This is a genomic window from Flavobacterium cryophilum (assembly GCF_048286555.1).
Classification (GTDB): Bacteria; Bacteroidota; Bacteroidia; order Flavobacteriales; family Flavobacteriaceae; genus Flavobacterium.
In genome coordinates, this window is record NZ_JBLVPZ010000012.1 from 76,243 (window position 1) to 102,077 (window position 25,835).

At 33.7% G+C, this 25,835-nt stretch carries 24 protein-coding genes; 17 read left to right on the forward strand and 7 right to left on the reverse strand.

Annotated elements, in window-relative coordinates:
• Window positions 1-2: 2 nt before the first annotated feature.
• Both ACNQGJ_RS15085 and ACNQGJ_RS15090 read left to right on the forward strand, forming a co-directional pair.
• On the forward strand, window positions 3-1,031 hold the full coding sequence (locus tag ACNQGJ_RS15085) for an arabinan endo-1,5-alpha-L-arabinosidase (protein WP_417974417.1): 1,029 nt from the start codon (window positions 3-5) through the stop codon (window positions 1,029-1,031).
• A gap of 1,022 nt (window positions 1,032-2,053) precedes the next feature.
• Window positions 2,054-2,218 carry an IS3 family transposase gene (locus ACNQGJ_RS15090; protein ID WP_417974415.1) on the forward strand — a complete coding sequence of 55 codons (165 nt, stop codon included), beginning with the start codon at window positions 2,054-2,056 and terminating at the stop codon, window positions 2,216-2,218.
• 174 nt (window positions 2,219-2,392) lie between these two features.
• On the opposite strand, the gene ACNQGJ_RS15095 is transcribed toward ACNQGJ_RS15090, so the two are convergent.
• The 6 genes from ACNQGJ_RS15095 to ACNQGJ_RS15120 all read right to left on the reverse strand — a co-directional run bounded on the left by ACNQGJ_RS15095 (window position 2,393) and on the right by ACNQGJ_RS15120 (window position 9,283).
• A complete protein-coding gene (locus ACNQGJ_RS15095; RefSeq protein WP_417974413.1) occupies window positions 2,393-4,507 on the reverse strand; it encodes a response regulator in 2,115 nt (704 codons plus the stop codon).
• Window positions 4,508-4,630: 123 nt separating this feature from the next.
• Window positions 4,631-5,104: a hypothetical protein gene (locus ACNQGJ_RS15100; RefSeq protein ID WP_417974411.1), complete on the reverse strand. Its 474-nt coding sequence runs from the start codon at window positions 5,102-5,104 to the stop codon at window positions 4,631-4,633.
• Window positions 5,105-5,517: 413 nt separating this feature from the next.
• Complete coding sequence (locus ACNQGJ_RS15105) at window positions 5,518-5,688, reverse strand: response regulator (protein ID WP_417974409.1); 171 nt, start codon at window positions 5,686-5,688, stop codon at window positions 5,518-5,520.
• A 228-nt stretch (window positions 5,689-5,916) separates the two neighbouring features.
• Complete coding sequence (locus tag ACNQGJ_RS15110) at window positions 5,917-8,073, reverse strand: catalase (protein ID WP_417974407.1); 2,157 nt, start codon at window positions 8,071-8,073, stop codon at window positions 5,917-5,919.
• 141 nt (window positions 8,074-8,214) lie between these two features.
• Window positions 8,215-8,499, reverse strand: coding sequence for a SemiSWEET family sugar transporter (locus ACNQGJ_RS15115; RefSeq protein ID WP_417974405.1), 285 nt, complete (start codon window positions 8,497-8,499; stop codon window positions 8,215-8,217).
• A gap of 55 nt (window positions 8,500-8,554) precedes the next feature.
• A complete protein-coding gene (locus ACNQGJ_RS15120; RefSeq protein ID WP_417974403.1) occupies window positions 8,555-9,283 on the reverse strand; it encodes a DUF72 domain-containing protein in 729 nt (242 codons plus the stop codon).
• A gap of 533 nt (window positions 9,284-9,816) precedes the next feature.
• On the opposite strand from ACNQGJ_RS15120, the gene ACNQGJ_RS15125 reads away from it, so the two are divergent.
• The 11 genes from ACNQGJ_RS15125 to trpA all read left to right on the forward strand — a co-directional run bounded on the left by ACNQGJ_RS15125 (window position 9,817) and on the right by trpA (window position 19,194).
• On the forward strand, window positions 9,817-10,272 hold the full coding sequence (locus ACNQGJ_RS15125; RefSeq protein WP_417974401.1) for a MarR family winged helix-turn-helix transcriptional regulator: 456 nt from the start codon (window positions 9,817-9,819) through the stop codon (window positions 10,270-10,272).
• A gap of 13 nt (window positions 10,273-10,285) precedes the next feature.
• The gene (locus ACNQGJ_RS15130) at window positions 10,286-10,918 is read left to right on the forward strand and encodes an NAD(P)H-dependent oxidoreductase (RefSeq protein ID WP_417974399.1); all 633 of its coding nucleotides are present in this window, start codon (window positions 10,286-10,288) and stop codon (window positions 10,916-10,918) included.
• 47 nt (window positions 10,919-10,965) lie between these two features.
• On the forward strand, window positions 10,966-11,535 hold the full coding sequence (locus ACNQGJ_RS15135; RefSeq protein WP_417974397.1) for a YceI family protein: 570 nt from the start codon (window positions 10,966-10,968) through the stop codon (window positions 11,533-11,535).
• A 346-nt stretch (window positions 11,536-11,881) separates the two neighbouring features.
• Window positions 11,882-13,282 carry an anthranilate synthase component I family protein gene (locus tag ACNQGJ_RS15140; RefSeq protein WP_417974395.1) on the forward strand — a complete coding sequence of 467 codons (1,401 nt, stop codon included), beginning with the start codon at window positions 11,882-11,884 and terminating at the stop codon, window positions 13,280-13,282.
• Between the two features lie 143 nt (window positions 13,283-13,425).
• Complete coding sequence (locus tag ACNQGJ_RS15145) at window positions 13,426-13,992, forward strand: anthranilate synthase component II (RefSeq protein ID WP_417974393.1); 567 nt, start codon at window positions 13,426-13,428, stop codon at window positions 13,990-13,992.
• A 73-nt stretch (window positions 13,993-14,065) separates the two neighbouring features.
• Window positions 14,066-15,058, forward strand: a complete 993-nt coding sequence (gene trpD / locus ACNQGJ_RS15150) for an anthranilate phosphoribosyltransferase (RefSeq protein ID WP_417974391.1) — start codon at window positions 14,066-14,068, stop codon at window positions 15,056-15,058.
• Window positions 15,059-15,128: 70 nt separating this feature from the next.
• The gene (gene trpC, locus ACNQGJ_RS15155) at window positions 15,129-15,908 is read left to right on the forward strand and encodes an indole-3-glycerol phosphate synthase TrpC (protein ID WP_417974389.1); all 780 of its coding nucleotides are present in this window, start codon (window positions 15,129-15,131) and stop codon (window positions 15,906-15,908) included.
• Between the two features lie 121 nt (window positions 15,909-16,029).
• On the forward strand, window positions 16,030-16,674 hold the full coding sequence (locus tag ACNQGJ_RS15160) for a phosphoribosylanthranilate isomerase (RefSeq protein ID WP_470303342.1): 645 nt from the start codon (window positions 16,030-16,032) through the stop codon (window positions 16,672-16,674).
• A gap of 4 nt (window positions 16,675-16,678) precedes the next feature.
• The gene (gene trpB, locus ACNQGJ_RS15165) at window positions 16,679-17,860 is read left to right on the forward strand and encodes a tryptophan synthase subunit beta (protein WP_417974385.1); all 1,182 of its coding nucleotides are present in this window, start codon (window positions 16,679-16,681) and stop codon (window positions 17,858-17,860) included.
• A 192-nt stretch (window positions 17,861-18,052) separates the two neighbouring features.
• Complete coding sequence (locus ACNQGJ_RS15170; RefSeq protein ID WP_417974383.1) at window positions 18,053-18,373, forward strand: gamma-glutamylcyclotransferase family protein; 321 nt, start codon at window positions 18,053-18,055, stop codon at window positions 18,371-18,373.
• 62 nt (window positions 18,374-18,435) lie between these two features.
• Window positions 18,436-19,194: a tryptophan synthase subunit alpha gene (gene trpA, locus ACNQGJ_RS15175; RefSeq protein WP_417974381.1), complete on the forward strand. Its 759-nt coding sequence runs from the start codon at window positions 18,436-18,438 to the stop codon at window positions 19,192-19,194.
• Window positions 19,195-19,381: 187 nt separating this feature from the next.
• Here trpA and ACNQGJ_RS15180 read toward each other — a convergent pair whose 3' ends face one another.
• Window positions 19,382-21,196 (reverse strand): hypothetical protein, encoded by a 1,815-nt coding sequence (locus ACNQGJ_RS15180; RefSeq protein ID WP_417974379.1) that lies wholly within the window; start codon window positions 21,194-21,196, stop codon window positions 19,382-19,384.
• Window positions 21,197-21,382: 186 nt separating this feature from the next.
• Here ACNQGJ_RS15180 and nadA point away from each other — a divergent pair, with 186 nt between their 5' ends.
• The 4 genes from nadA to ACNQGJ_RS15200 all read left to right on the forward strand — a co-directional run bounded on the left by nadA (window position 21,383) and on the right by ACNQGJ_RS15200 (window position 25,819).
• On the forward strand, window positions 21,383-22,312 hold the full coding sequence (gene nadA / locus ACNQGJ_RS15185; protein WP_417974521.1) for a quinolinate synthase NadA: 930 nt from the start codon (window positions 21,383-21,385) through the stop codon (window positions 22,310-22,312).
• Entirely contained in the window at window positions 22,312-23,832 is a 1,521-nt protein-coding gene (gene nadB, locus ACNQGJ_RS15190) for an L-aspartate oxidase (protein ID WP_417974377.1), read from the forward strand. The genes nadA and nadB overlap by 1 nt, the downstream gene beginning before the upstream one ends.
• Before the next feature lie 159 nt (window positions 23,833-23,991).
• Window positions 23,992-24,585 carry a Crp/Fnr family transcriptional regulator gene (locus ACNQGJ_RS15195; RefSeq protein WP_417974375.1) on the forward strand — a complete coding sequence of 198 codons (594 nt, stop codon included), beginning with the start codon at window positions 23,992-23,994 and terminating at the stop codon, window positions 24,583-24,585.
• Window position 24,586: 1 nt separating this feature from the next.
• Window positions 24,587-25,819 carry a hypothetical protein gene (locus ACNQGJ_RS15200; protein WP_417974373.1) on the forward strand — a complete coding sequence of 411 codons (1,233 nt, stop codon included), beginning with the start codon at window positions 24,587-24,589 and terminating at the stop codon, window positions 25,817-25,819.
• Window positions 25,820-25,835 lie beyond the last annotated feature (16 nt).

The following is a 25,835-nucleotide window of genomic DNA, read 5'->3' on the forward strand; positions in this document are numbered from 1 at the left end:
CAATGAAAAAAAATAGTTTTACATTTCTGATTGTATTTTTTTCAATAGTTACTTGGTCACAGCAAGTTCCCGAAAAAACCATTGAAAACAATGGATTGAAAGGGGATTTAAAAGTACACGATCCCGTAATGATTAAAGGTGGTGATTGGTATTATGTTTTTGGCACAGGACTTTCCTCAAAAAAATCAATCGATAAAATCAATTGGATAAATGACAATGGCGTTTTTGCCAAATCAGAAGTGTTGGATTGGTGGAAAAAAGACATTCCGGAACAAAAAGGAGTTCTTTGGGCGCCAGACATCCATTTCCGTGACGGAAAATATCATTTATATTATTCTGTTTCGGCTTGGATGAATTTTAATTCAAGCATAGGCTATGCCACAAATCTAACTTTAGATAAAACAAATCCAAACTATAAATGGGAAGACCAAGGTCCAGTCATTAGTTTTAAAAACGGTGGCGAAGGAGTAAATGTTATTGACCCCAATGTATTCGTGAACAAAGACGGTCGAGCATGGCTATTGTATGGTTCCTATCAAACTGGCTTAAGGATGGTCGAATTGAACCCAAAAACAGGTAAATTATTGGAGGCGAATCCAAAGTTAATAAAACTTACTTCCCATTTAGGCGAAGGCGTTTTTTTGATTAAAGGTCCCGATTATTATTACATTTTTGCATCAAGAGGAATCTGCTGCAAAGGCATAGAAAGTAATTACCAAATCGTTATGGGTAGATCTAAAAATATTGAAGGTCCTTATCTAAGTAAAGAAGGCGAAAGTTGGGTGGACGATAAATACTCCCTATTCTTGGCTGGCGATGACAAAGAACCCGGTCGCGGCCATAACGGAATTTTCACGGAAAAAGACACGACGTATATGGTTTATCACGCCTATACCCGCTCTGCTGACGGGAAATCTTTATTAAACATAAAGCCCTTATACATCACAAAAGACGGTTGGCCATCTATGGAAGCAACCGAAAAACCATTTAAAATGGATGCTTTTGAAAAAAAGGTTTTTATAGGAAAATAATTGAACATTAATAACCCATAAAAACTAAAAATTATTAGTCTTTTTTGGCTAATTTAATTATTTATTCAACTACAATTGATTTTTTGGACATGCTAACTTAGCAATCACAGAAAGTTACCAAATAATCTTATTTTTAACCTATGAAACAAGTGTGTAAAATTTATGATAAAGCTTTCAATGAAAAAGCTGTCAAATTGAGTTATGAGAGAACAAAGATATAAGAGCTCGCCAGAGAGTAGGGAATAATAACAGCACCACAGTTGTATAAATGGCATAAAGAGTTCAAGGAGTTTGGAGAAGGAAGTTTTCCTGAAAAAGGAAATTCAAACCTAACTCCCGTGCAAGAAAAATTCCATGAACTGGAGAAAAACTTAAGGATGCTGAGTTAAGCCGAGAAATATTTAAAAAAGCAATAGGTATTTTTTCCAAGAGAGGTCGATGATTTATAATTTCATTAAAACAATGAACGAGTATTTTCGATTGAAAAAATGTGCAAAGTTCTGCAATTGAGTAGTGGAAGTTTTTACCCATGGAAAAACAAATAATCACCGCAAGACTGCAACTAAAAATTACCATAAAAAAAACAGATAACATTGATTTATTTTGAATCCAAGCAAGAATATGGAAGTCCTAGAATAACATTAGAACTTCGAAGTTTTGGTTATAAAATTTCAAGATCCGAGAGCTTTGCTCGAACAGGCGAAGCAATTACTGTAGCAAAATATATGAAACAGCTAGGCTTACGAAGTAAATTAAACAAGAAATTCAAAGTGACAACCAGCTCAAATCATAATTATTTAATCGTCGAAAATATATTAAACAGAGCGCTTCTGTGTAAATGCCTGCAAAAGCTTGGAATTTGAGCAATGAAATGAGTACTGATGACCCGAGCGATAGCGAATAGACAAAGCAAACTACGTTTGGAGCTTGAAAATTGCGTTTAAAAATCAAAATATTGAGGAAGGTTTAATTTTTCATTCTGACAGAGGTGTCCAATATGCGAGTAAAAAAAAACCCGCCGTGTGAGTCACAAAGGAAATAGTTGGGACAATGCGGTAGCGGAAGGCTTTTTTAAATCCTCGAAAACTGAATTGATTTACGGAAACAAACTGATTTCTAAAGAACAAATGAAACTGAAATTCTTTGAATCTATTGAAATTTGGTTCACAGAAAAAGAGACGCTCTGATTTGAATTATGCAACTATTGAAGAATTTAACAATCAAATTAAATACAAAAAATGGAGCTCAACTTACTGTGCAGCTTTTATTTGCTATCCAAATTATAATTTTCAATGCTAAATATCATAAAAAATAACCATCATGTTTAAGCCAACTCAAAAGATAGTTTGGATAAAACGTCTTTAACTATGTAACCACTTTAAAAGTACTTTTTCTAAATTAGATCGTATGATAGGTTTTGAAACATAATCATCCATTCCTGATTCTAAGCACTTTTCCTTTTCACCTTGCATGATTCCGGCAGTTAAAGCAATTATGGGAATATTATTGTATTTTTTTAGCTGTTTAATTTCGGCAGTAGTTTCATATCCATTTTTATGAGGCATTTGAATATCCATTAAAATTAAATCCAATTTCTCTTTTTTATACAATTTAATTGCTTTTCGACCATCAGAGGCCTCTAGTATTGTACTTCCCGGAAGTATTGATTTAAGTAATGTTTTTACCAAAAGCATATTGATTTTATTGTCCTCGACTACTAATATTTTCTTGTTTGATAAGTTTTTGACTGAAGAAACTGTTTCTTCTATTTCAATAGTGTTATCTAAGTGATTTAAATTACATTCATGATTTGATTTTTCTAATTCAACTGTAAATAAAAATTCACTTCCTTCCCCATAATGACTATTTAGTTCTAATTTACTGTTCATTAATGCTAAAAGTTGATTTGTTATAGCCAATCCTAAACCTGTTCCTCCAAATTTTCGTGTAATAGTATTATCTTCTTGTATGAAGGATTGAAATATTTTTTCATGATTTTCATCTTTTATTCCAATGCCAGTATCTTTGACCGAAAATTTCAAATGCCATTGATTTTCATTCTCCGAAGGGGCTGTTATAACGCTTAATGCAATAGAGCCTTCTTTTGTAAATTTCATCGCATTACCAATTAAATTCACGAGAATTTGTTTCAATCTAATCGAATCCACTAAAACGTACTTGGGAACACTTGTATCAATGTTAATTATTAAATCTATTTTGCTTAGATCAGCATGGTATTTAAAAATATCGATTACATTATAAATCAGTTCAAATAGATCTACCTCTTCAATATTTAGTTCTAATTTACCGGATTCAATTTTTGAAATATCTAAAATATTATTAATAATTTTAATTAGTATAGTAGCGGATTCGTGAACGGTATTCATGTATTTAGTCTGCTTTTTATCCAGATTTGTTTTCATTAATAAATCCGTAAAACCAATGATTCCGTTCAAAGGAGTTCTGATTTCATGGCTCATATTAGTTAAAAAACTAGATTTTGCTCTGTTTGCTGCTTCCGCTTGATCCTTTGCTTTAATCAATTCAATTTCTAATTTTTTCAGCATTGTAATTTCAATAAAACTGATCATAACTTCAGCTATTTCTCCTGAATTGTTGAACACTGGAAACCCATTTATTAAAAGCCACTTAACGGAAGTATGTTTGCTTTTTTTAATTCCAATTATAAAATTTTTTATGGGTTTTTTATTATTTAGAATCTCGTTTACCGGATAATTCTCTTGCGCCAAAGGTGTATTATCTTCTTTTATAAATTCCCAGACGGGATTAAAAATTCGTTTGCCATTCATCTGATTTTTATTCAAACCTATCAATTGCGAAGCCTTAGGATTAGAGAAAATTATGGAACTGTCCTTTTTGTGTAGTATAATACCCACGTCTAGGCTGTTTAATAATTCTAGGTACCGCTCCTCACTCTCTTTAAGAGCAGATTTTGTCAACTTAATCTGTGTTATATCAACTGCGGCAATTAAAACCTCGGTCCTGTTTTCATTTAAAACTGCTGTCAGATATACATTTACAGTAAGATCATTTTCTAAAATTAATTTAACTTCACAGCATTTTTTCAAATTTGTATTGAAAACAGTATCCAAGAATGTATTGAAGATTGACTTTGTATCATCAGAAATAAAAAAACCAAATTGACTGTTAATCAATTGTGATCTTTCTTTTTGTAGTAATTTAGAACCGGTAAGATTTAGTTCTACTATTTTTCCTAAATTTGTTAATGTAAAATACCCCGAAGGAGCAAAATCATACAATTCCGTATATTTTCGCGTAGCAATTTCAGCTTGTTCTTTGGCTAGAACAAGTTCTTCTTTTTGCATCTCCAATTCTATTTGATGCGCTTTTAAATCATGAATCAGTTTTAATGTTTCCATTTCAGAGTATTTAAAATCCGGTATTGAATATTTTTTTTGTTGGAAATCCGCTGCGTTATCTTCAATATTTCCCATACATACTATCTTTATAAATACTTTTTTATATTTCCTACACTTGAAATTTCAATACTTATTCTTTTACTTCTGTAATGTTATATCATTTATTAAAACTTTAATTTATTTAAGTCAGACTGAAAGTCAAACTAACTGGCTTCTTGATTCTTTTTTTGCATCCGTTTTTGCTATTATCTTTAAATCTGAAAGAAAATAGTATAAATTCAGTACTGCTTCTTTTACTTTTACCAAGTATTTCAGCAAGTGAATAGCGCTCGATAAAATATTCGAATGAAGCAATTTGTACGTTATTATGTTTTTTGAAGGAGAAATAACACCAGTAACTACGGTCTCAATTGTATTGTGTAGTACAGTATTAAATTTTGCCAAGGTAGATTTTTGGGTAATTACAAAACTATATTTTCCTGTATCGGATGGCATTCCGGGGAGAATAAATCCAATACTTTTTTTTATTCTATTTAAGTGCTCGATTTCGCCTGCAGATTCTCCCAAACCAGTTATTGGAAAAATACTGTTGTCGGCAATAGACAAGCTTGACTTTAGTTTTAAATCAAGAATTTCGCCTTCCCCTTGGCTGATTCGATCCTGTTTTATCATTTCAAAATTAGAATTTCTATTTCTTAGTACTAGTTTGAGTCAAGTTATTATAGTAGTAATATCGTTTTTTACGCATGATTAATATTTAACGATTGTTTTATCTTTAACAAAATAAATTTCAATATCGAACGAATTACAGATTGTGAAATATTTTAAAATTAAATTAGTATTAATTACAATAATTAACTAAAATTAACCGAAAACGATGTTAAATATAATAAATAAAAATATTTTGAACAAATAAACACAAATTAAATTGATAAAAATTCAATGACAATGAGGAGAACCCCACAACTACGTTTTATTAACAAAATAAATTTCTGACAATTACTTAAAACAGATATTGAACTCCTTTATTTTTCGTAAAATTAAACGTAATTAATTACTAACCAATTATTTGTAAACTATTTTTTCTAAATCCAATTGAAAATTGGGTTTAGAAAATAATCATTCATTTCTGCTTCCAGGCATTTTTCATAATCCCCAACCATTTTTCCCGCAGTTATTGAATTATGAAGATCTTTTAAAAAATTTTTAAAGGTTTGATTTCCTTTATTGGTTCGTAGCCATTTTTTAATTGACATCGCATGACCATTAAAATTACATCCATTTTTAAATAATTAACTAATACTAATAAAATGAAAAACTTAAACGCCACCTAACGCAAAAAAAAAATAAAGAAATAAATTTTAATTACTCATATTTAAAAAATTTAAGTAAAATCCTTCTTTTTTCAGTTATAAAACGTAAAAACCGAAACTTTAATTTCGGTTTTTACTGTTTATTTTCCAATTAAAATTAAATTTACTTCTTTACAGATCTGGTTCTCGATTCCAAAAACGATGTTCCCCCATCGCTTCAATAAAAGATTTCGGGAAGGCTTTATCTGCTTTATTTGAATTTAAAATAATTCCTTCTTTGCCATCATTAGTCTCTCGTTCAACTTTAACATTTGTGTTAGCAAATATATCAGCTTCGTCGGCAGCAATAACTTTGCAGTGTTTGTAGGCCTCATTGATGAAATCAATTGCTTCTAGTTTTGAATTTAGAAAACCAATATTTTTTCCGCCTGGAATGTATACCGCATCAAATAAAACTGATGAAGCAATCAGGAAACTTTGATCTACTTTTAGTTCACTTCCATCATTTGTCTTTATAGTTCCTAAATGTGGCGCAATGATTTTCACACCTGCACCTTCTTTTTCTAATGCAGCCTTCATTGCATTGATTGGAGCCCTATCAGTTCCTTCCGAACATAAAAAAGCAACTTGTCGCGTTGCTATTGTTTTAGACAATGTTTTGTTTTTAAGCATGCTTAATGCATCTGATGATAAAACGCTTTGAACTACTTTTTTAGGTTCATACTTCTGTTTATCCGCATCAGCCCCAACACCATGATTTATTGGTTTTTCTGGACTTGTGGGCACTTTCATTCCCAAACCTTCCGCTACTTTCGTCGCTAACATTGAATCAATTTGAGATAACAATCCTAACATGCGGGTTTGTATTGCCACGGTTTCCAGTTTTCCTAATTCAAAACGTAATGCATTTACAATATGATTTTTTTCAATTTGGGTCTGACTATTAAAGAATAAGGTAGCCTGACTAAAATGATCTGAGAAACTTTCGCTTCGATCTCGTACTTTTTGGGCGTCGATTCTTTCGTTGAAACTGGTAAATCCACCTTCCTCGATTTTTGCCTGAAAAGGGCAGCCACCTCCCAGCGAATTTGGGTGATAGCTCACTCGACCTACGTTAATTTCCTGCCGCATGTGTCCGTCACGTTGATTATTATGCATTGGGGCAATGGTTCTATTGATTGGAATTTCATGAAAATTAGGACTTCCTAAACGTGATAATTGTGTGTCAGTATATGAAAATAAACGTCCTTGTAATAATGGATCGTTCGTAAAATCAATTCCCGGTACAATATGACCTGGATGAAAAGCCACTTGTTCAGTTTCGGCAAAGAAATTATCTGGATTACGATTCAGGACCATTTTTCCAATTATAGTAACTGGAACTAATTCCTCTGGAACAATTTTAGTGGGATCCAATAAATCGAATTCATATTTATGTTCATCCGCTTCCGGAATTATCTGCACTCCTAGTTCCCATTCAGGAAATTGACCGTTCTCAATGGCTTCCCATAAATCCTGACGGTGAAAATCAGAATTTTTTCCTGAAATTTTTTGTGCTTCATCCCAAACTACGGCATGAGTTCCTAGTTTTGGTTTCCAATGAAACTTCACAAAATGAGATTCATTTTTACTATTTATAAAACGAAAAGTATGAACACCAAAACCTTCCATCATTCTTAAACTTCTTGGAATTGCCCTATCAGACATGATCCACATAATAGTATGCATGGTTTCTGGCATCAAGGAAATAAAATCCCAAAAGGTATCATGAGCCGAAGCCGCTTGTGGCATTTCATTATTCGGTTCAGGCTTTACAGCATGAACTAAATCAGGAAATTTGATGGCATCCTGAATAAAAAAAACCGGCACATTATTACCAACTAAGTCGTAATTCCCTTCTTCTGTGTAAAACTTTACCGAGAATCCTCTAATATCCCGCGCTAAATCCGTTGATCCTCGGGATCCTGCAACAGTGGAAAACCTCGTAAAGACAGGTGTTTTAATACTTGAATTTTGAAGAAATCCTGCTTTGGTATATTTTTCCATAGATTCATATACCTGAAAATAACCATGGGCCGCTGAACCGCGTGCATGCACAATTCTTTCCGGAATTCTTTCATGATCAAAATGAGTAATTTTTTCTCGTAAGATAAAATCTTCCAGTAATGAAGGACCGCGTTCGCCGGCCTTTAAGGAATTATTATCATCATTGATTTTAAGTCCTTGATCAGTGGTCATCAACTGATCTGTTGCGTCGGATTTATTAATGGCTAAATCCTTTTGTTTCTGATTTTCAGAATCATCAAATTTTGTTTTCGTGTTTTTCATTGTAATAGTTTATTAGTTTTTTTAACACTTTTTAAATCATTATAAATTTACACTATTTAGGATACAAAAAAATATATAATCTTCTTTAAAATTTAAAACATCGGCTTTTTAAATAAATATACGATTCTGTATAACAGCAATCTATAATTTTTTATCCAGTTTTTCAAGTACTTTTTTCGAACAAAATTTCAGCGAAAGAATGATTCCACAAATTATGGCTGAGATACCATTAGCAATGATAATAGGAATGTCATTTTTTAAAATTCCGTATATTAACCACATTATGCCTCCGCAAAAAAGCATCGAATACGTAATTTTTGAGATGTCTTTTGTTGATTTTGTTTTTATAATTTTATAGGTCTGGGGAAAATTGGCACCCGTTGTAAATGCAGCAGCCGCCAAACCGAGAATTTGAATATAATCCATATTTTTTTAATTAAATGTTTAAAAAATAACAAAAAGTTCAACGTAGAGTTTTATATTAGTACGAACGGAAGAGCTCGTCCAACTCCTGCGCATTTATCACTCCGGCAGCGCTGGCTGTATTATTAAAATACATATAAACTTCGGTAACGTTGTTTTTTTTAAAAATATTTCGATACAAAATTTTTAGATCCTGATGACCATAATTAGAATAAAACATTTGTGGACTGCCATGTAATCTAACATAAATAATAGCGGAATTAGCAATAATTGTCGTGGGTAACAATGGATGACTTACACTGCAAAAAACTATTTTATTTTCTGATAATCGGTTATAGACTTTTTCTGACCACCAGCTTTCATGGCGAAATTCAATTACATTTTTAAAATTTGGATTTAATAAATTAATGATACTTTCTAGTAATTCAGGATTATAATGAATACTTGACGGCAATTGAAACAAAATACAACCCAATTTGTCATGGAATCCCTGTTTACAAATGGAATAAAAATTATTGATTTCAGGGGAACAATCAATAAATTTTTTGATGTGTGTAATTTGTTTTGGGACTTTGACTGAAAATATAAAATTTTCAGGACTTCTGTCATACCATTTCTGCAAGCTTTTTAGCGTAGTAATTTTATAAAAAGTGGCGTTTAGTTCATATGTATTGAAGTTCTCGCAATAAAATTCAAACCATTTGTTTTGAGGAAGGCTCTCAGGATAAAAAACATTCTTCCTTTTCGTGTTGTAAAAACTTGAACAGCCAATATAATTATTTTCCATTTTTTACGTAATTAGAAGTTAGTGTTTTTTCACAGAAATGTCATCGGTAAATATTGGTTTCGATGAATTTTATTAAAACAAACCATTTTTCACCTATTTTAATTACCTATTATACTTTGAATAATTCTTCTAATTGCACCTGCTTTTTTTAGAATTAAAATTACGTAAAACACTGAATTCAAAGCTATATATAAGACTTATTGTTTATTAAAATTTATATACTGTATTCACTATACACACATCCATTTTTACTTCATAGCTATTTGTGGTATATCTTTTGACACTACCTGCAGATTAACGATTTAAAATCCTTTAACTGACACCTTCAACTCTTAAACAAATATATTTTTTAAATCAACAACTATTATTTGTTTATTAAACAATTGATTTACAAGTGTTAAAGTACAAAAAAATAAAATGAAATTGAACTAGTTCTATCATCGTAAAATGAATTCAATAAAAATTAACTCACATTTGTATATACAAATATAAAAAGCACTACATTTGTACCAACAAATTACATATATACAAATATGAAAATTGAAGAAATTATAAAATCAACTGTAGCAATGGATAATTCGAAAAAAATTATCTTAAATATTTTGTATACACAAAATGTCATTTCAGAAAATTTTAATGAAATTTTAAAACCACATGAAATATCAGAAGAACAATTTAATGTATTGAGAATACTAAGAGGTCAGAAAGGAAACCCGGCAAATATGTGGGCGATACAAGAACGGATGTTAGCCAAAACTAGTAATACGACGCGATTAGTAGATAAACTTCTGTTGAAAGAATTAGTTACGCGAAAAGTTTGTGTTGCAAACAGACGCAAAATTGAAGTGCTGATTACACAAAAAGGACTTGATGTTTTAAAAGAATTAGATCCAAAAGTTACCGCTCACGAGCAGTTTTTTTCAAAAAATTTAAACGCCGATGAAATAGATCAATTAAATCAATTATTAGAAAAATATAGAAATCATTAAATAACCATACATTATGAGTACTTTTTTAGAAAATCAAAATTGGAGATATGCAACAAAAAAATTTGATGCGACAAAAAAAATAACTGCAGAGGATTTAGATACTTTAAAAGAAGCCATTCGTTTAAGCGTTTCCTCATACGGATTACAACCGTACAAAATCATAATTGTTGAAAATCCAGAATTAAGAGCACAACTTCAACGGGCGGCGTATGGTCAATCACAAATTGTTGATGCATCTCTAGTAATTGTTTTTGCAAATGAAATAAACTTTGGTGAAGAAGAAATTATAAATTTCTCTAAAAATATGAGTGAAACGAGAGGAATTCCAATTGAAAGCATGCAAGGTTATGTTGAGTATATCAAATCGAATATCACCGGTTTACCAGAAGAAACAAGAAACATTTGGTCTTCAAAACAAACTTATTTAGCTTTGGGCAATCTATTGAACGTAGCAGCTGAGCTTAAAATTGACGCTACTCCAATGGAAGGTTTTATTCCAGCTCAGGTTAATGAGTTATTAGGACTTGACGCCTTAGGATTAAATGCAACTTTAATTGCAACTCTTGGGTATAGACACGATGAGGACGCGACACAACATTACAAAAAAGTTAGAAAATCTAACGAAGACTTATTCATTACACTGTAAATTACTAATTCAAAATCAAATATTAATCTAAATTCAAATTTAAAAACATGAAAAATTTCAAATCAATCGCATTGGCATTAGTAGTAGTTTTATCTACTTTATCAGTAACAGCACAAACTAAAAAAGTTGATGTTGCACAAAGTTCGATCAACTGGACCGGAAAAAAAGTAACGGGACAACATGAAGGTACAATCAACCTTAAAGATGGTACCTTAATTTTCAAAGGAAAAAAATTAGTAGGTGGTACATTCAATGTAGACATGAATTCTATCGTAGTTAATGATTTAAAAGCAGGTCAAGGTAAAGAAAAGCTAGAAGGGCACCTAAAAGCGGATGACTTTTTTGGAACTGAAAAATTTGCAACTGCAACTTTAGTTTTCAAAAAAGTAGTTACTAAAGCTCCTAACGCATATACTGTAAATGGAGATTTAACAATTAAAGGTATTACGCAACCGGTTACTTTTGATATAACTACAACTACCAATACGGCTTCAACTACTGTAAAAATTGACAGAACAAAATACGATATTAAATATGGTTCTGGAAGTTTCTTTGACAACTTAGGAGACAAAGCAATCAATGATGATTTCAATTTGACTGTAAATTTGAAATTTTAATTTCATCGCAGCTATAACATCTTATAACCTCAACAAGCAATTGTTGGGGTTTTTGACTTTTATAGAGTTACCTTATTTTTTATTTAACAAAAAAATCAAAAATAAAATGATTTTTTTATTTAATTCTATTTGAAAAACCAAAATACCTTTATATATTTGTTCTAAGAAATAAAACATGATAACAATTTTAAACAATACTTGGTGGTGGAACAATTTACGTCAGTCGTCGTGAACAAAGCTTCCTATAGTATTATTAAACTATAAATTTAAAAGGCTTGTCAACACGACAGGCCTTTTTTTTGTGCCTATTCTATCATTATCAAACAACACTTACAAAATTACAAATTTGAAACCTTATATACTAAATACAAACTACAAGCAAATCCTTGCAGATACTATTACTCCAGTAAGCGTGTATCTCAAAATTAGGGACAAATTTCCTAATAGTTTATTACTGGAAAGTAGTGACTACCACGGCAGTGACAACAGTTTTTCGTACATCTGTTGCAATCCTATTGCTGCTATAAAGATAGAAAACGAAATTATTTACAAGACCTTTCCTGATGGCAGTTTTGAGAAAATAAATATTGATGCTAATACCAATATTCCAGCAGTAATTCAAGAATTTTCGGGACAGTTTATATCCGAAAAAAACGATTTTAAATTCATCAATAATGGTCTTTTTGGATATATTTCGTACGATGCTGTTCGTTATTTCGAAAAGGTATCGATTGCTAAAAAAGAAAATAGCAACACCATTCCCGATGTGTATTATGCAGTGTATCAAAACATTATTGCCATCAATCATTTCAAGAATGAAGCGTATATTTTCTGCCACAGTTTAGACGGTAGAAACAACATTTCAGAAATCGAACAGTTGTTACAATCTCGAAATATTGCTTCTTATAAATTTTTTAAAGAAGGAGATGGTTTTTCTAATTTGACAGATGACGAATTTAAGCATAATGTGGCTTTGGCCAAAAAGCATTGTTATAGAGGTGATGTGTTCCAATTGGTTTTATCCAGAAGGTTTACCCAAGGTTTTAAAGGTGACGAATTCAATGTGTATAGAGCATTGCGAAGCATTAATCCTTCGCCCTATTTATTCTATTTTGATTATGGGGATTTCAAAATATTTGGCTCATCTCCAGAAGCACAAATTATTGTAAAAAATCGTAAAGCTGAAATTCATCCGATCGCAGGAACTTTCAAAAGAACGGGTGATGATGAAAAAGATGCTATTCTTGCCAAACAATTATCCGAAGATAAGAAAGAAAATAGTGAACACGTGATGTTAGTCGACTTGGCCCGAAATGATTTAAGCAGAAACGGTCACAACGTCAATGTAGAAAAGTATCGGGAAGTACAATTTTTCTCCCATGTCATTCACTTGGTTTCAAAAGTAACGGGACATTTACATAAGAATGCTACAACTATGCAAGTTGTCGCTGATACTTTTCCTGCGGGAACATTAAGTGGCTCTCCAAAACACAGAGCCATGCAGCTAATTGAAGAATACGAAAAAACAAATCGGAATTTCTATGGTGGAGCCATTGGTTTTATGGATTTTGAAGGTAATTTTAATCACGCGATTATGATTCGAACCTTTCTAAGTAAAAATCATCAGTTACACTCTCAAGCCGGTGCAGGGATCGTAGCCAGTTCTGATGAAGAAAGCGAAATGCAGGAAGTATATAATAAATTATTAGCGCTGAATAAAGCATTAGATTTAGCCGAAACAATTTAAATCCCCTCCCCGATCCTTCCCAAAGGGAAGGGAGCCAAATCTAAAAAATAAGCAACTTATGAAGTTGTAACTAAAAATAACAATTAAAAAACCTATTTACCCCAATAGGTGCTCCCCTCCTTCGGAGGGGTTGGGGGAGGAACATGAAAAAAATATTAGTCATAGACAATTACGATAGTTTCACTTATAATTTAGTGCATTATCTAGAAGATTTAGATTGCGAAGTTACTGTTTATAGAAATGATGCCTTTGATATTGACGAAATAGCAATATTTGACAAAATCCTACTTTCTCCAGGACCCGGAATTCCTGATGAAGCTGGATTATTGAAAGAAGTGATTCGGAAATACGGTGCAACAAAAAGTATCTTAGGAGTATGCTTAGGTCAACAAGCGATAGGCGAAGTGTATGGAGGAACGCTATCGAATCTGGACAAAGTGTACCATGGTGTAGCAACAATGGTAAAAACCGTAGTAAATGATGAACTTTTATTCGAAGGATTAGGAAACGAATTTGAAGTGGGACGTTATCATTCCTGGGTGGTGGACACCAATTTACCTGATGTTCTGGAAGCAACTTCATTCGACGAAAATGGTCAAGTGATGTCGTTGCGTCACAAAACGTACGATGTGCGCGGTGTACAATTTCATCCCGAAAGTGTGTTGACACCTAATGGGAAAATGATATTGGAGAATTGGGTGAAGCATTAGTCATAATGTCAAATGTCATAATGTCGAAAGACTTTAAGACCTCGGACTTTCAACTTTAAGACATATTTAAAAAATGAAAAACATATTAAACAGATTAATCAATCACGAAATGCTTTCGAAAGAAGAAGCAAAAAATGTATTGGTTAATATCTCCAACGGAAGTTACAACACCAGTCAAATTGCTTCCTTTCTTACTGTTTACATGATGCGAAGCATCAGTATAGAAGAGCTAGCTGGTTTTCGTGAAGCGTTGTTAGAATTGTGCATTCGTGTGGATTTATCAGCCTACAATACCATCGATTTATGTGGAACAGGAGGTGATGGAAAAGATACGTTCAATATTTCAACATTGGCTTCATTTGTTGCTGCGGGAGCAGGAATAAAAGTGGCGAAACACGGAAATTATGGAGTTTCCTCCATTTCAGGATCTAGTAATGTGATGGAAAAAATGGGAATCAAGTTCAGTAATGATACTGATTTTCTGGAGAAATGTATTGATACGGCAGGAATTTGTGTTTTACATGCGCCGCTATTTCACCCCGCTATGAAAAATGTGGGTCCAATTCGAAAAGAACTGGCTGTAAAAACATTCTTCAATATGTTAGGACCAATGGTAAATCCATCGTTTCCGAAAAATCAATTAGTCGGTGTTTTTAATTTAGAAATGGCTCGAATGTATGCGTATTTGTACCAGAACACAAATACTAATTTTACCATTTTACATTCGCTTGACGGCTATGATGAAGTGTCGTTGACAGGTCCTACAAAAATGATTACCAGTGCAATGGAAGGAATGCTAAATCCGGAAGATTTTGGTGTTCGTATTGTGTTGCAAAGCGAAATTGAAGGTGGAAAAACCATCGAAGATTCAGCGCAAATGTTTACGGATATCATTTCCGGAAAAGGAACCGAAGCACAAAACAATGTGGTTTGTGCCAATGCGGCCATGGCTATTGCAACAGTTACAAAATGTTCTCCCTTAGAAGGATTTCAAATAGCAAACGAAAGTTTATTATCCGGTAAAGGACTTGTAGCTTTGAATAAATTGAAAGATTTAAGTAAATAAAATAGTTTAAAGTTGTTGGAATTTCGAATAATTTTAAACGTTAAACAATGAAAACGTTAAACAAAGAAGAATGAATATTTTAGATAAAATAATAGTTGATAAAAGAAGAGAAGTGATTCTCAAGAAATCAATTATTCCAGTTTCACAATTGGAAGCTTCTGTTTTCTTTGGAAAAAAGACTATTTCTTTGAGCGATAATTTAAGAAACAGTACCTCAGGAATTATTGCAGAACACAAACGTCGTTCGCCATCCAAAGCAGAAATAAATTATAGTTTTACTGTCGAAGAAGTAACCAAAGGATATGAAAATGCCGGTGCTTGCGGAATTTCAGTGTTAACCGATGGAAAATATTTTGGTGGCTCGCTGGACGATTTACTTTTGGCAAGAGCCACAGTCAACATTCCTTTATTGAGAAAAGAATTCATTGTTGATGAATACCAGATCTTAGAAGCCAAAGCACACGGAGCTGATTTAATATTACTAATCGCAGCGATTTTAACAAGAGACGAAATCAAATCATTATCTGAATTTGCTAAAAATTTGGGACTGGAAGTATTGTTGGAAGTACACAATCAGGAAGAACTGGAAAAATCGATTATGCCAACATTAGACATGATCGGTGTGAACAACCGAAACCTAAAAACATTTAAAGTGAGTTTGGATTTCAGCAAACAATTAGCAGCTCAAATTCCAAATGACTTTGTAAAAGTTTCCGAAAGTGGCATTTCATCTATTGAAGCGATTAATGAATTAAAACCTTTTGGTTACAAAGGATTTTTAATTGGAGAAAACTTTATGAAAACGGATAATGCCGGTAAAGCAGCAACGGAATTTATTAATAAACTATAAAAACAATCTGAGGGTTTAAAGCTCTAAAAGGGTTCGGTTAAGTTTAAAGAAATATCTTGTAATGAAAAAAGATACTTACAATCAAAACACTTCGGCTCCCTTCCCTTCGGGGAGGGCAGGGGTGGGGATTAAAATCTGCGGCATGAAATATTCCGATAATATACTCGAAATAGGTTCGCTCCTACCCGATTATATGGGATTTATATTCTGGGAGGGATCAGCTCGGTATTATGAAGGAATTATTCCAAATTTACCAAAATCGATTAAAAAAGTGGGTATTTTTGTAAATGCCACACAACAAGAAATTCTTGAAAAAATAGCAAAATACGATTTGCAAGCCGTTCAACTGCACGGACAGGAATCGGTAGAGTTTTGCCAAGAACTGAAAGAGAATCTGAAACTAGTTCAGATTGAAATTATAAAAGTATTCTCTATTGACGATGCTTTTGATTTTGAGGTCTTGAAACCATTTGAATCGCTATGTGATTATTTTCTTTTTGATACCAAAGGAAAATTACCCGGTGGAAACGGATCCACATTCAACTGGAAAGTATTAGAAAAGTATCCTTCGACCAAGCCCTTTTTCCTGAGTGGCGGCATCGGAATTAATGAAATGGATGCCGTAAATGAAATTTCGAAAACCACTTTACCTATTTACGCCATCGACGTAAACAGTAAATTTGAAATAAAACCCGGCTTAAAAAATATTCAATTATGTACAGACGTGATAAAGTACGTCTCTACGCATAAGCAAAATAAAAAATAGAATTATGTCATACAATGTCAACGAAAAAGGTTATTACGGAGAGTTTGGAGGCGCCTTCATTCCTGAAATGTTATATCCAAATGTGGAAGAATTACGTCAAAATTATTTAAAAATAACAGCTGAACCAGGATTTCAAGCTGAATTTGATGCGTTGCTAAGAGAGTATGTAGGTCGCCCTACGCCTCTTTACTTTGCAAAACGGCTATCAGAACAATATAATACCAAAATCTACTTAAAAAGAGAAGATTTATGCCACACTGGTGCGCACAAAGTCAACAACACGATTGGACAAATTTTATTGGCCAAACGTTTGGGTAAAAAACGTATCATTGCCGAAACTGGTGCCGGTCAACATGGCGTTGCAACAGCAACTGTTTGTGCGTTAATGGGATTAAAATGCATTGTCTATATGGGTGAAATTGACATCAAACGTCAAGCACCGAATGTGGCCCGTATGAAGATGTTGGGTGCTGAAGTCCGCCCCGCACTTTCGGGTTCAAAAACCTTAAAAGATGCCACTAACGAAGCCATTCGCGACTGGATTAATAATCCGGTAGACACCTATTACATTATTGGATCTGTCGTGGGACCGCATCCTTATCCAGATATGGTGGCGCGCTTTCAAAGCGTTATTTCTAAAGAAATCAAAGAACAATTATTACAAAAAGAAGGTCGTGAAAACCCGGATTATGTAATTGCTTGTGTAGGTGGTGGTAGCAATGCAGCCGGTGCGTATTATCATTTTCTGGACAATGAAGACGTGAACATTATTGCTGTTGAAGCAGCCGGATTAGGTGTAAATTCAGGCGAAAGTGCCGCAACTTCAGCCTTAGGAAAAATAGGTGTGATTCACGGAAGTAAAACTTTATTGATGCAAACCACTGATGGCCAAATCACCGAGCCTTATTCTATCTCAGCTGGTCTGGATTATCCGGGTGTAGGTCCTATGCACGCTAATTTATTCGCCACCGGGAGAGCGCAGTTCATCTCAATCACAGATGATCAAGCCATGCAATGGGGATTAAAATTATCTAAAATGGAAGGTCTCATTCCCGCCATCGAAAGTGCGCATGCCTTTGCCGTTCTCGACGAAATGAAATTTCAACCGGAAGATATTGTAGTGATCAATCTTTCCGGTCGTGGCGACAAAGATTTGAATACCTATATCGATTATTTTAAATTATAAGTTGGGTTTATCCCGAATTTATTTCGGGGCGTTACCTCGCTTTCACTAGCGTTTCAGCGTGGTCAGGCTTTCCGTTGCAATCTTTTTTATCTCGTTAAAAAACGAGACAAAAAAGGATTTCCACTGCAATCCTTAACGCAAACCAACAGCAATAAAAATGAAATTCAATTTACATTTTCAAAAATAGAAACTATGGAAAAATTATTCGCTTACGGCAGCTTACAAAATGAGGACATACAAACAGATCTTTTTGGGCGTATTCTCGAGGGAACTCCTGAAACGTTAATTGGTTACATCGTGAAAGAAATCCAAATTGAAGAAGAATTTGGAATAGTCCATTATCCCATTATTACGGAAACCCAAAAACCGGAGGATACCATCAACGGAATGGTGTATACTGTTTCGGCACAAGAACTTCGCCAAACAGATTTGTATGAAGGTTTGCATTACAGACGCGTTGAAGTCCAGTTGCAATCCAACCAAAAAGCGTGGGCATACAGTGCCGCCATTTAAGCTGATGAATTAATAAAAGTACAAGGTTCTAAATCCTTGAAAATCTGTTAAAAAATACAATAATGAACCGAATAAATCAAAAATTACAAGAAACTAAAAAGATACTTTCTATTTATTTCTCTGCGGGCTACCCTAAATTAAATGATACCGTACAAATCATTCAGGATTTAGAAAAAAGCGGTATCGATATGATTGAAATTGGGCTCCCGTTCAGTGATCCATTGGCTGATGGCCCCACCATTCAAGCCAGTTCAACACAAGCGTTGCATAACGGAATGACAACAGAAGTTTTGTTTAACCAATTAAAAAATATTCGCAAAACAGTTTCAATTCCTTTAGTAATTATGGGTTATTTTAACCCTATGTTGCAGTACGGAATAGAGAATTTCTGCCAGAAATGTGCTGAAATTGGTATCGACGGATTAATTATTCCTGATCTTCCAGTTGATGTGTATGCCGATGAATATAAAGCTACTTTTGAAAAATACGGTTTGAAGAATATATTTTTAATTACGCCACAAACTTCTGACGAGCGCATCCGTTTTATTGACAGCGTATCTGATGGATTTATCTATATGGTGAGCTCGGCAAGTGTTACGGGATCGCAATCTGGTTTTGGAAGCATTCAAGAAGAGTATTTCAAACGCATTGCTGACATGAATCTAAAAAACCCACAAATCGTAGGATTCGGAATTAGCAACAAAGAAACTTTTAATCAAGCGACTCAGTTTGCCAAAGGAGCAATTATTGGTAGTGCTTTTATTCAGCATTTAACTAAAAACGGAACAGGAAAAATTGACGAGTTCGTAAATGCAATATGATAAAAACTTTTTTTATGTAAAATCAAACGGTGTTTAAAATTTATTTAAGCGCCGTTTTTCTATTGTCAACGTAGCTTAAAAAATAAAAAAATTATCTGATTATTAGTGAAGGATAAAAAGCCCGCTCCACCTTTCGATAAAAGAATGTGAAGAAGGCTTTATTTTAAAAATCAATACTGAATTTGTTTTACGCCAATTTCAGTTCCGGAATTTTAATACCAGCCAATTCCTCTTTATAAAAATGCAACAGGGATTGGGTACTTTGATTCCTGTTTTCAGCAGAATCCGATGACGTGAATAAGGATTGATAATACCCGATTCCTTCCGCCAAATTGTTCTTGAACAAATTCCATTTTTTTATTTGCGGCGCCGTTATCTCAGCTGAAACCGTTGCAATTTCGTTCTTCAGATAATCGAGATACATTTTCAATTCTTTGACAAACATATTCGGACGATTAGCGACAGTCAATATCGAAGTGTTCCCATAAATGTGCTGAATCATTTTAGAAAGTGACACTTCATGGTCAAAATATGCCATATTAGGGCCGGGACATACAACAACTCCTTGTGCCTGTCCTTTAATCTTGATGTCATTTTCCAAATAAGAGGCATTGGCTAAACCAACACAAAGACAGGATTTTTCAGTGATTTTATTTTTTGCATTTTCGAACATTGCAGCCGTCAAAGTATCCTTCTTACTGTCTAATTCCTCCAGTTTTAAATCTTGGAATTTTTTGGAAGCAGAACAAATTCCTTTTGCTCCGTATTCTTTGCTTAACGCCAAAAACTTTTTCGGACAAGAACTTCCTGCATTATTATCATGAATACGTTTTTGTTTGAAGTGCTCGTTGGTTGTTCCACGCAAGGTATTAAAAGGAACTCCCAAAGGAGAAATATGACTTAGGTACAAATCTTCTTCTTTGGCATTTGCCAATAATTTACGCGTAGCTTGATCTACAGAAGTGGCTTCGGGAACCAATAAAAATGGAGTACCCCAGCCTACTGAATCCACATCATAATAATCCAATAAAAAGTCATGTTCTTCCGCTGTACCTACTCCACCCTGAACTGTTATTTTTAATTTCAATGGCTGTTCCGGAACATGCATTCCTTTTTGCGTCAAAGCTTTCACCATTAAATCATGTGCAGACTGAATTAACTGTTCTTTTTTCTCTTTAAATTCTTCCAAAATAGGGCCTAACAAATAGCCATCGGTGGCAAAAGCGTGTCCGCCACAGTTTAATCCCGATTCAACTCGGTATTCCGAAACCCAAAGTCCTTTTTTGGCCAAAAAGTTCCCCTGTATCATTGCCGAACGGAAGTCGCTGACTTTTAGAATTATTTTCTTCTTTAAAGTGTTGTTGCTGTCCGGGAAAAAGACTTCAAAATTTTCAAAATAACTATACAGTCTTGGGTTCATCCCGGCCGAAAGTACTACCGAAGAAGTTAAGGTACTGTTAGCAAAACCACGAAGTGAAGCATGGGCATCATTAAAAGCTACAGGTAATTGTTCGTCCTTAATGAAATTGTCCTTGTCGACTTTGGTCATGATATTTACATCAATGGCACCCGCACTCAGGTTATTTTCAAGATAGTTTTTTATGTTTTCCTTAAAAGCGATTCCATCATCCATTAAATGCTGAAGGCCTTTTTTAATCTCCGACTTGTTGGGCAGCATGGCGATATAATTCTCTAATGCCAGTTTACTTTCAGCTAGTTCATTCTTGAAATTCTCGAATTTATCTTTTACGATTTTGTCTACCAAATTGAGATACGACGTAATGCGCTCTGCGCGATAATCGTGCATTTTTTGAGAAATCTCCTGATATGGAATGCTGAATTTTTCGCTGTAAAAAGCATTCATTTTTTCTATAAGATCGTCATCTATAATCGAAATCACAGAGGATATCCCATACTTTGCCACTCGAATTGGACTGTCTATAGTGTAAGCTAGTCCCATCACCGGAATATGAAAAGTATGTAACGGTTTAATTGTTGTCATGTATTAAATATTTTAATAAGTAAAGTACAAATAACGCAAAAGAGATTAGTTTAAAAGCTGATAAATATCATATCCTGTAGCGTGTTATTACAGTACTTTTATCCCCTTTTAAAGCATTTTAAAATCGGGAAATTTGAAAAATTTTCCGTCAGGACTTAGATAGTAAAATTAGAAAAATTAAAAATGATGAACAGCCTTAAACAGCGAATACTGGCCTTAAAAAAAGAAAAAAATGCGGTTATTTTAGCCCATTATTATCAGGAAGCCGCTATTCAGGATGTAGCAGATTACGTGGGAGATAGTTTAGGATTGTCGATAGAAGCCATGAAAGCAGATGCAGATATTATTCTTTTTGCCGGCGTACATTTTATGGCCGAAACCGCAAAAATATTAAATCCGACCAAAAAAGTAATTCTGCCCGATTTAAAGGCAGGTTGTTCTCTTGCCGAATCCTGTCCGCCGGATTTATTCCAAAAATTTATTGAACAGCATCCTGATCATATTGTCATTACTTACGTAAATTGTTCCGCCGAAATTAAAGCGTTAAGTGATATTGTTTGCACGTCATCTAATGCTGTAAAAATCGTAGAATCAGTGCCAAAAAATACGCCAATTATTTTTGCTCCTGATAAAAATTTAGGAAAATATATCAGCACCAAAACGGGCCGTAACATGTTACTTTGGGAGGGTTCCTGTGTGGTACATGAAGCTTTTTCTTTGGATAAATTAATAGAAGTTCACAAACAGCATCCCGATGCTAAAATTATTGCGCATCCCGAATCTGAAACGCATATTCTGGAAACCGCCAGTTATATTGGTTCGACAGCCGGAATGATTGATTACGTAAAAACAAACCCCAGTAATACCTTTATTGTCGCTACCGAGGCGGGAATTCTTCACAAAATGCAACAGGAAGTTCCAAATAAAATTTTGATTCCTGCGCCATCGCAAGAAGATAACACCTGTGCCTGCAGTGAATGTGGTTATATGAAGATGAATACTTTGCAAAAAGTATATGACTGTTTGCTTACTGAAACTCCCGAAATTATTGTTCCGGAAGACATTAGAGAAAAAGCATTGCTTCCTATTGAACGAATGCTAGAATTATCCAAATAATGATTGCAACAAATTACTTAATCATTGGTTCAGGAGTTGCCGGATTGACTTTTGCCATAAAAATTGCAGACCGTTTTCCCGACAAAAAAGTGACTATTGTAACCAAGTCAAATGCCGATGAATCCAATACTAAATATGCTCAAGGCGGCATTGCTATTGTTACCGATGAAACTGAGGATTCATATCAAAAACATATTGACGACACGCTAATCTGCGGTGATGATTTATGCGATGTTGAAGTCGTTAAAATGGTCGTCACTGAAGGCCCAAAAAGATTAAAAGAACTCATAGCATGGGGCGCTCAATTTGACAAAAACATTAAAGGAAATTTTGATTTAGGCAAAGAAGGCGGACATTCACAAAATAGGGTTGTTCACCATAAAGACCAAACTGGCCAGGAAATTGAACGCACTATTTTAGACCAAGTATATCAAAAAGCAAATGTTACCATTTTAGACCATCATTTTGCACTGGAGCTGATTACGGATAACAATCAGTGCGTTGGTGCCTATGTTTTAAATCAAAAGACAAATGAAATTAGTACCTTCCACTCTACTTTTACGTTGCTTGCCACTGGCGGAATTGGACATCTGTATGGGCATACCACCAATCCAATAATTGCGACTGGCGATGGAATTGCAATGGCTTTTCGAGCAAATGCCGCTATTAAAGACATGGAATTTATTCAATTTCATCCCACGGCATTGTATGATGCTTCTACTGGATCGAAGTTTTTAATTTCAGAAGCCGTACGCGGTTTTGGAGCGTATTTGCGCAGCAAAAACGGCAAGAGGTTTATGCTTGATTATGATAACAGAGCTGAGTTAGCTTCCCGTGATATTGTTTCCCAAAGTATCGATATCGAACTAAAAAAAACGGGGGATGAATGCGTTTATTTAGATTGTACACATTTAAATTTAGAATCGTTTATTAAACACTTTCCAATGATTTATGAGCGTTGCAGAAGCATTGGGATAGACATCACAAAAGATTGGATTCCAGTGGTTCCAGCACAGCATTACCTCTGCGGCGGAATTGTCGTTGATAAAAATGGAAAAACATCCGTAGAGAATTTATTTGCCTGTGGAGAATGTTCCCAAACGGGTTTACATGGCGCTAATCGACTAGCGTCAAACTCCTTACTGGAAGCTTTGGTGTATTCGGAAAAAATTTATAATTATTTAGCAGAAACGACTTTTGAAAAAAAGAATTTAAACCGTAAAAGTTCCGATTGGGAATACGCCGCAAACCCCACTATTATTCCCAATTATAGTGCTAAGATAAAAACTGAATTACAGCTTTTAATGCGTCAAAATGCCGGAATAGTGCGTCATGACGCTAATTTGCGACGCGCAAAAGAACAATTAATGCAGTGGCAAGACGAAATAGTAACGGTGCTGAATAACGCTATAATTACTACTGAATTGTACGAATTATACAATATGATCACTATTGGAAATTTAATCGTTCAACAATCGATAGGAAGAAAAGATAATAAAGGAAGTTTTATGAAAAAATAATAATAATTATCACCCGTTTACAAAAAAAACAAATAAAAAAACACTTAACTCTTATTTATCAGGTAGATACCTTTTAAAATTTTTATATATTTATATTATTTTAGCTTAATTTTTTAATTCAGGTATGTTCAAACGGTAGCAATAATTCACACAATAACCATGCAAATAGACATAGATTTACTGTTCACCTGGGGTGCTGTATCTAAAAAATACAAAAAAAATGAAATCATTTTTGATGAGGATGACGAGGCTCATTTTTATTACCAGATCATTGATGGAAGCGTGCGCATGTTTAATTCTAATGATGAAGGAAAAGAGTTTACGCAAGGTGTTTTTTGCACAGGAGAGAGTTTTGGAGAACCTCCGTTGTTTATAGATCAACCGTATCCGTCTAAAGCAATTACCCTGCAAGACAGTACAATTATAAAGCTATCAAAAGATAAATTTATAAAAATTCTTGAAGAATATCCGGCGATTCAAAAATCCTTTTTAATTTTATTGGCTAACAAAATCCATTTGAAATCAAACACATCAAAAGAAATTATAAATCAAAAACCCGAGTTTAGAATTGTCGCCTTTTTAAATACGTATAAAAAAACATTGGAATGCTGTACTGAAAAAGTATTAATTCCTTACACGCGTCAGGAAATCGCAAATTTCACCGGTCTGCGGGTAGAAACAGTAATTCGCGTTTTATGTAAGATGAACACCTGCGACAAACTAGAGATTGTCAATCATAAAATATATTATTAAAATGGAATTAAATATAAAGTTTTGGTTAAAATTATCCTTGTTGAATTTATGTATTGTGGCTTTTTTAGGCCTTTTGATGCGTTATAAAATAGGCTTTGAATTTCCTTATTTAGATCAAAAATACCTGCAGCATTCCCATTCTCATTTTGCGTTTTCCGGTTGGGTCAGCCATACTTTGATGACTTTAATGGTGTATTATCTTCAGAAGAAAACAGCTGAATTTCAAGTAAACAAATACCGAAAAATAATTATCGCCAACTTGATTATTTCTTATGTAATGCTGGTCTCTTTTATTATTCAAGGCTATGGAATGATTTCTATAATCGCTTCTACAGCTTCTATTTTAATTTCGTATATTTTTGGTTATTATTACACTAAAGATTTGAAAAAAATTGACAGCGATTTTTTATCCATAAATTGGTTTAAAGCAGCTATTTTCTTTAATATCATTTCCTCATTCGGCACGTTTTATTTGGCGTACATGATGGCGACTAAAAATATTGTTCAAGATTATTATTTATCTTCTATCTATTATTTTCTTCATTTTCAATACAATGGTTGGTTTTTCTTTGGCTGTATGGGTTTAATGTTTGGATTTTTAAACCTAAGAAAATCAGAAAACCCTTTTTATGAAACTTCTTTGAAACTGTTTGTAGTTGCCTGCATTCCTGCTTATTTTTTATCAACATTGTGGTTAAAATTACCCAACTGGATTTATTTGCTTACCGTTCTTGCTGCGATAGTTCAGGTTTTTGCTTGGTTTAGACTTCTCTTAATTTTAATAAAAAACAAAATAGAGTTTTTGAAAAATTTCTCCCCATTATTGCGTTACATACTATTATTCGCAACTGTAGCACTGAGTGTAAAATTGTTGCTGCAACTGGGTTCAACTATTCCGGTAATAAGTAATTTAGCTTTTAGTTTCAGGCCCATTGTAATAGCGTATCTGCATTTGGTTTTACTGGCTGTAATCTCATTGTTCTTGTTGTTTTACATTTATGCTAATCACTTGTTATTTATAAGTCGGGGTATAAAAATCGGATTGTTGCTGTTTTCTATTGGAGTTTTACTAAATGAGTTAGTTTTGGCCTTGCAAGGCGTTGCATCGTTCAGTTACATCATAATTCCGTACGTAAATGAACTTCTTTTTGCAGTAGCAATCATTTTGCTTTTGGGAATCGGATTCACTTCCTATTTCTCGGTAAAAAAAATCAAAAACAATCCACCTTTGTAACAGCACTTTTAAAATA

Bases quoted from the DNA above. Each gene is read 5' to 3' on its own strand.
- ACNQGJ_RS15085 (WP_417974417.1), top strand. From the start codon at position 3: ATGAAAAAAAATAGTTTTACATTTCTGATTGTATTTTTTTCAATAGTT.
- ACNQGJ_RS15095 (WP_417974413.1), bottom strand. From the start codon at position 4,507: ATGGGAAATATTGAAGATAACGCAGCGGATTTCCAACAAAAAAAATAT.
- ACNQGJ_RS15100 (WP_417974411.1), bottom strand. From the start codon at position 5,104: ATGATAAAACAGGATCGAATCAGCCAAGGGGAAGGCGAAATTCTTGAT.
- ACNQGJ_RS15105 (WP_417974409.1), bottom strand. From the start codon at position 5,688: ATGTCAATTAAAAAATGGCTACGAACCAATAAAGGAAATCAAACCTTT.
- ACNQGJ_RS15110 (WP_417974407.1), bottom strand. From the start codon at position 8,073: ATGAAAAACACGAAAACAAAATTTGATGATTCTGAAAATCAGAAACAA.
- ACNQGJ_RS15115 (WP_417974405.1), bottom strand. From the start codon at position 8,499: ATGGATTATATTCAAATTCTCGGTTTGGCGGCTGCTGCATTTACAACG.
- ACNQGJ_RS15120 (WP_417974403.1), bottom strand. From the start codon at position 9,283: ATGGAAAATAATTATATTGGCTGTTCAAGTTTTTACAACACGAAAAGG.
- ACNQGJ_RS15125 (WP_417974401.1), top strand. From the start codon at position 9,817: ATGAAAATTGAAGAAATTATAAAATCAACTGTAGCAATGGATAATTCG.
- ACNQGJ_RS15130 (WP_417974399.1), top strand. From the start codon at position 10,286: ATGAGTACTTTTTTAGAAAATCAAAATTGGAGATATGCAACAAAAAAA.
- ACNQGJ_RS15135 (WP_417974397.1), top strand. From the start codon at position 10,966: ATGAAAAATTTCAAATCAATCGCATTGGCATTAGTAGTAGTTTTATCT.
- ACNQGJ_RS15145 (WP_417974393.1), top strand. From the start codon at position 13,426: ATGAAAAAAATATTAGTCATAGACAATTACGATAGTTTCACTTATAAT.
- trpD (WP_417974391.1), top strand. From the start codon at position 14,066: ATGAAAAACATATTAAACAGATTAATCAATCACGAAATGCTTTCGAAA.
- trpC (WP_417974389.1), top strand. From the start codon at position 15,129: ATGAATATTTTAGATAAAATAATAGTTGATAAAAGAAGAGAAGTGATT.
- trpB (WP_417974385.1), top strand. From the start codon at position 16,679: ATGTCATACAATGTCAACGAAAAAGGTTATTACGGAGAGTTTGGAGGC.
- ACNQGJ_RS15170 (WP_417974383.1), top strand. From the start codon at position 18,053: ATGGAAAAATTATTCGCTTACGGCAGCTTACAAAATGAGGACATACAA.
- trpA (WP_417974381.1), top strand. From the start codon at position 18,436: ATGAACCGAATAAATCAAAAATTACAAGAAACTAAAAAGATACTTTCT.
- ACNQGJ_RS15180 (WP_417974379.1), bottom strand. From the start codon at position 21,196: ATGACAACAATTAAACCGTTACATACTTTTCATATTCCGGTGATGGGA.
- nadA (WP_417974521.1), top strand. From the start codon at position 21,383: ATGAACAGCCTTAAACAGCGAATACTGGCCTTAAAAAAAGAAAAAAAT.
- nadB (WP_417974377.1), top strand. From the start codon at position 22,312: ATGATTGCAACAAATTACTTAATCATTGGTTCAGGAGTTGCCGGATTG.
- ACNQGJ_RS15195 (WP_417974375.1), top strand. From the start codon at position 23,992: ATGCAAATAGACATAGATTTACTGTTCACCTGGGGTGCTGTATCTAAA.
- ACNQGJ_RS15200 (WP_417974373.1), top strand. From the start codon at position 24,587: ATGGAATTAAATATAAAGTTTTGGTTAAAATTATCCTTGTTGAATTTA.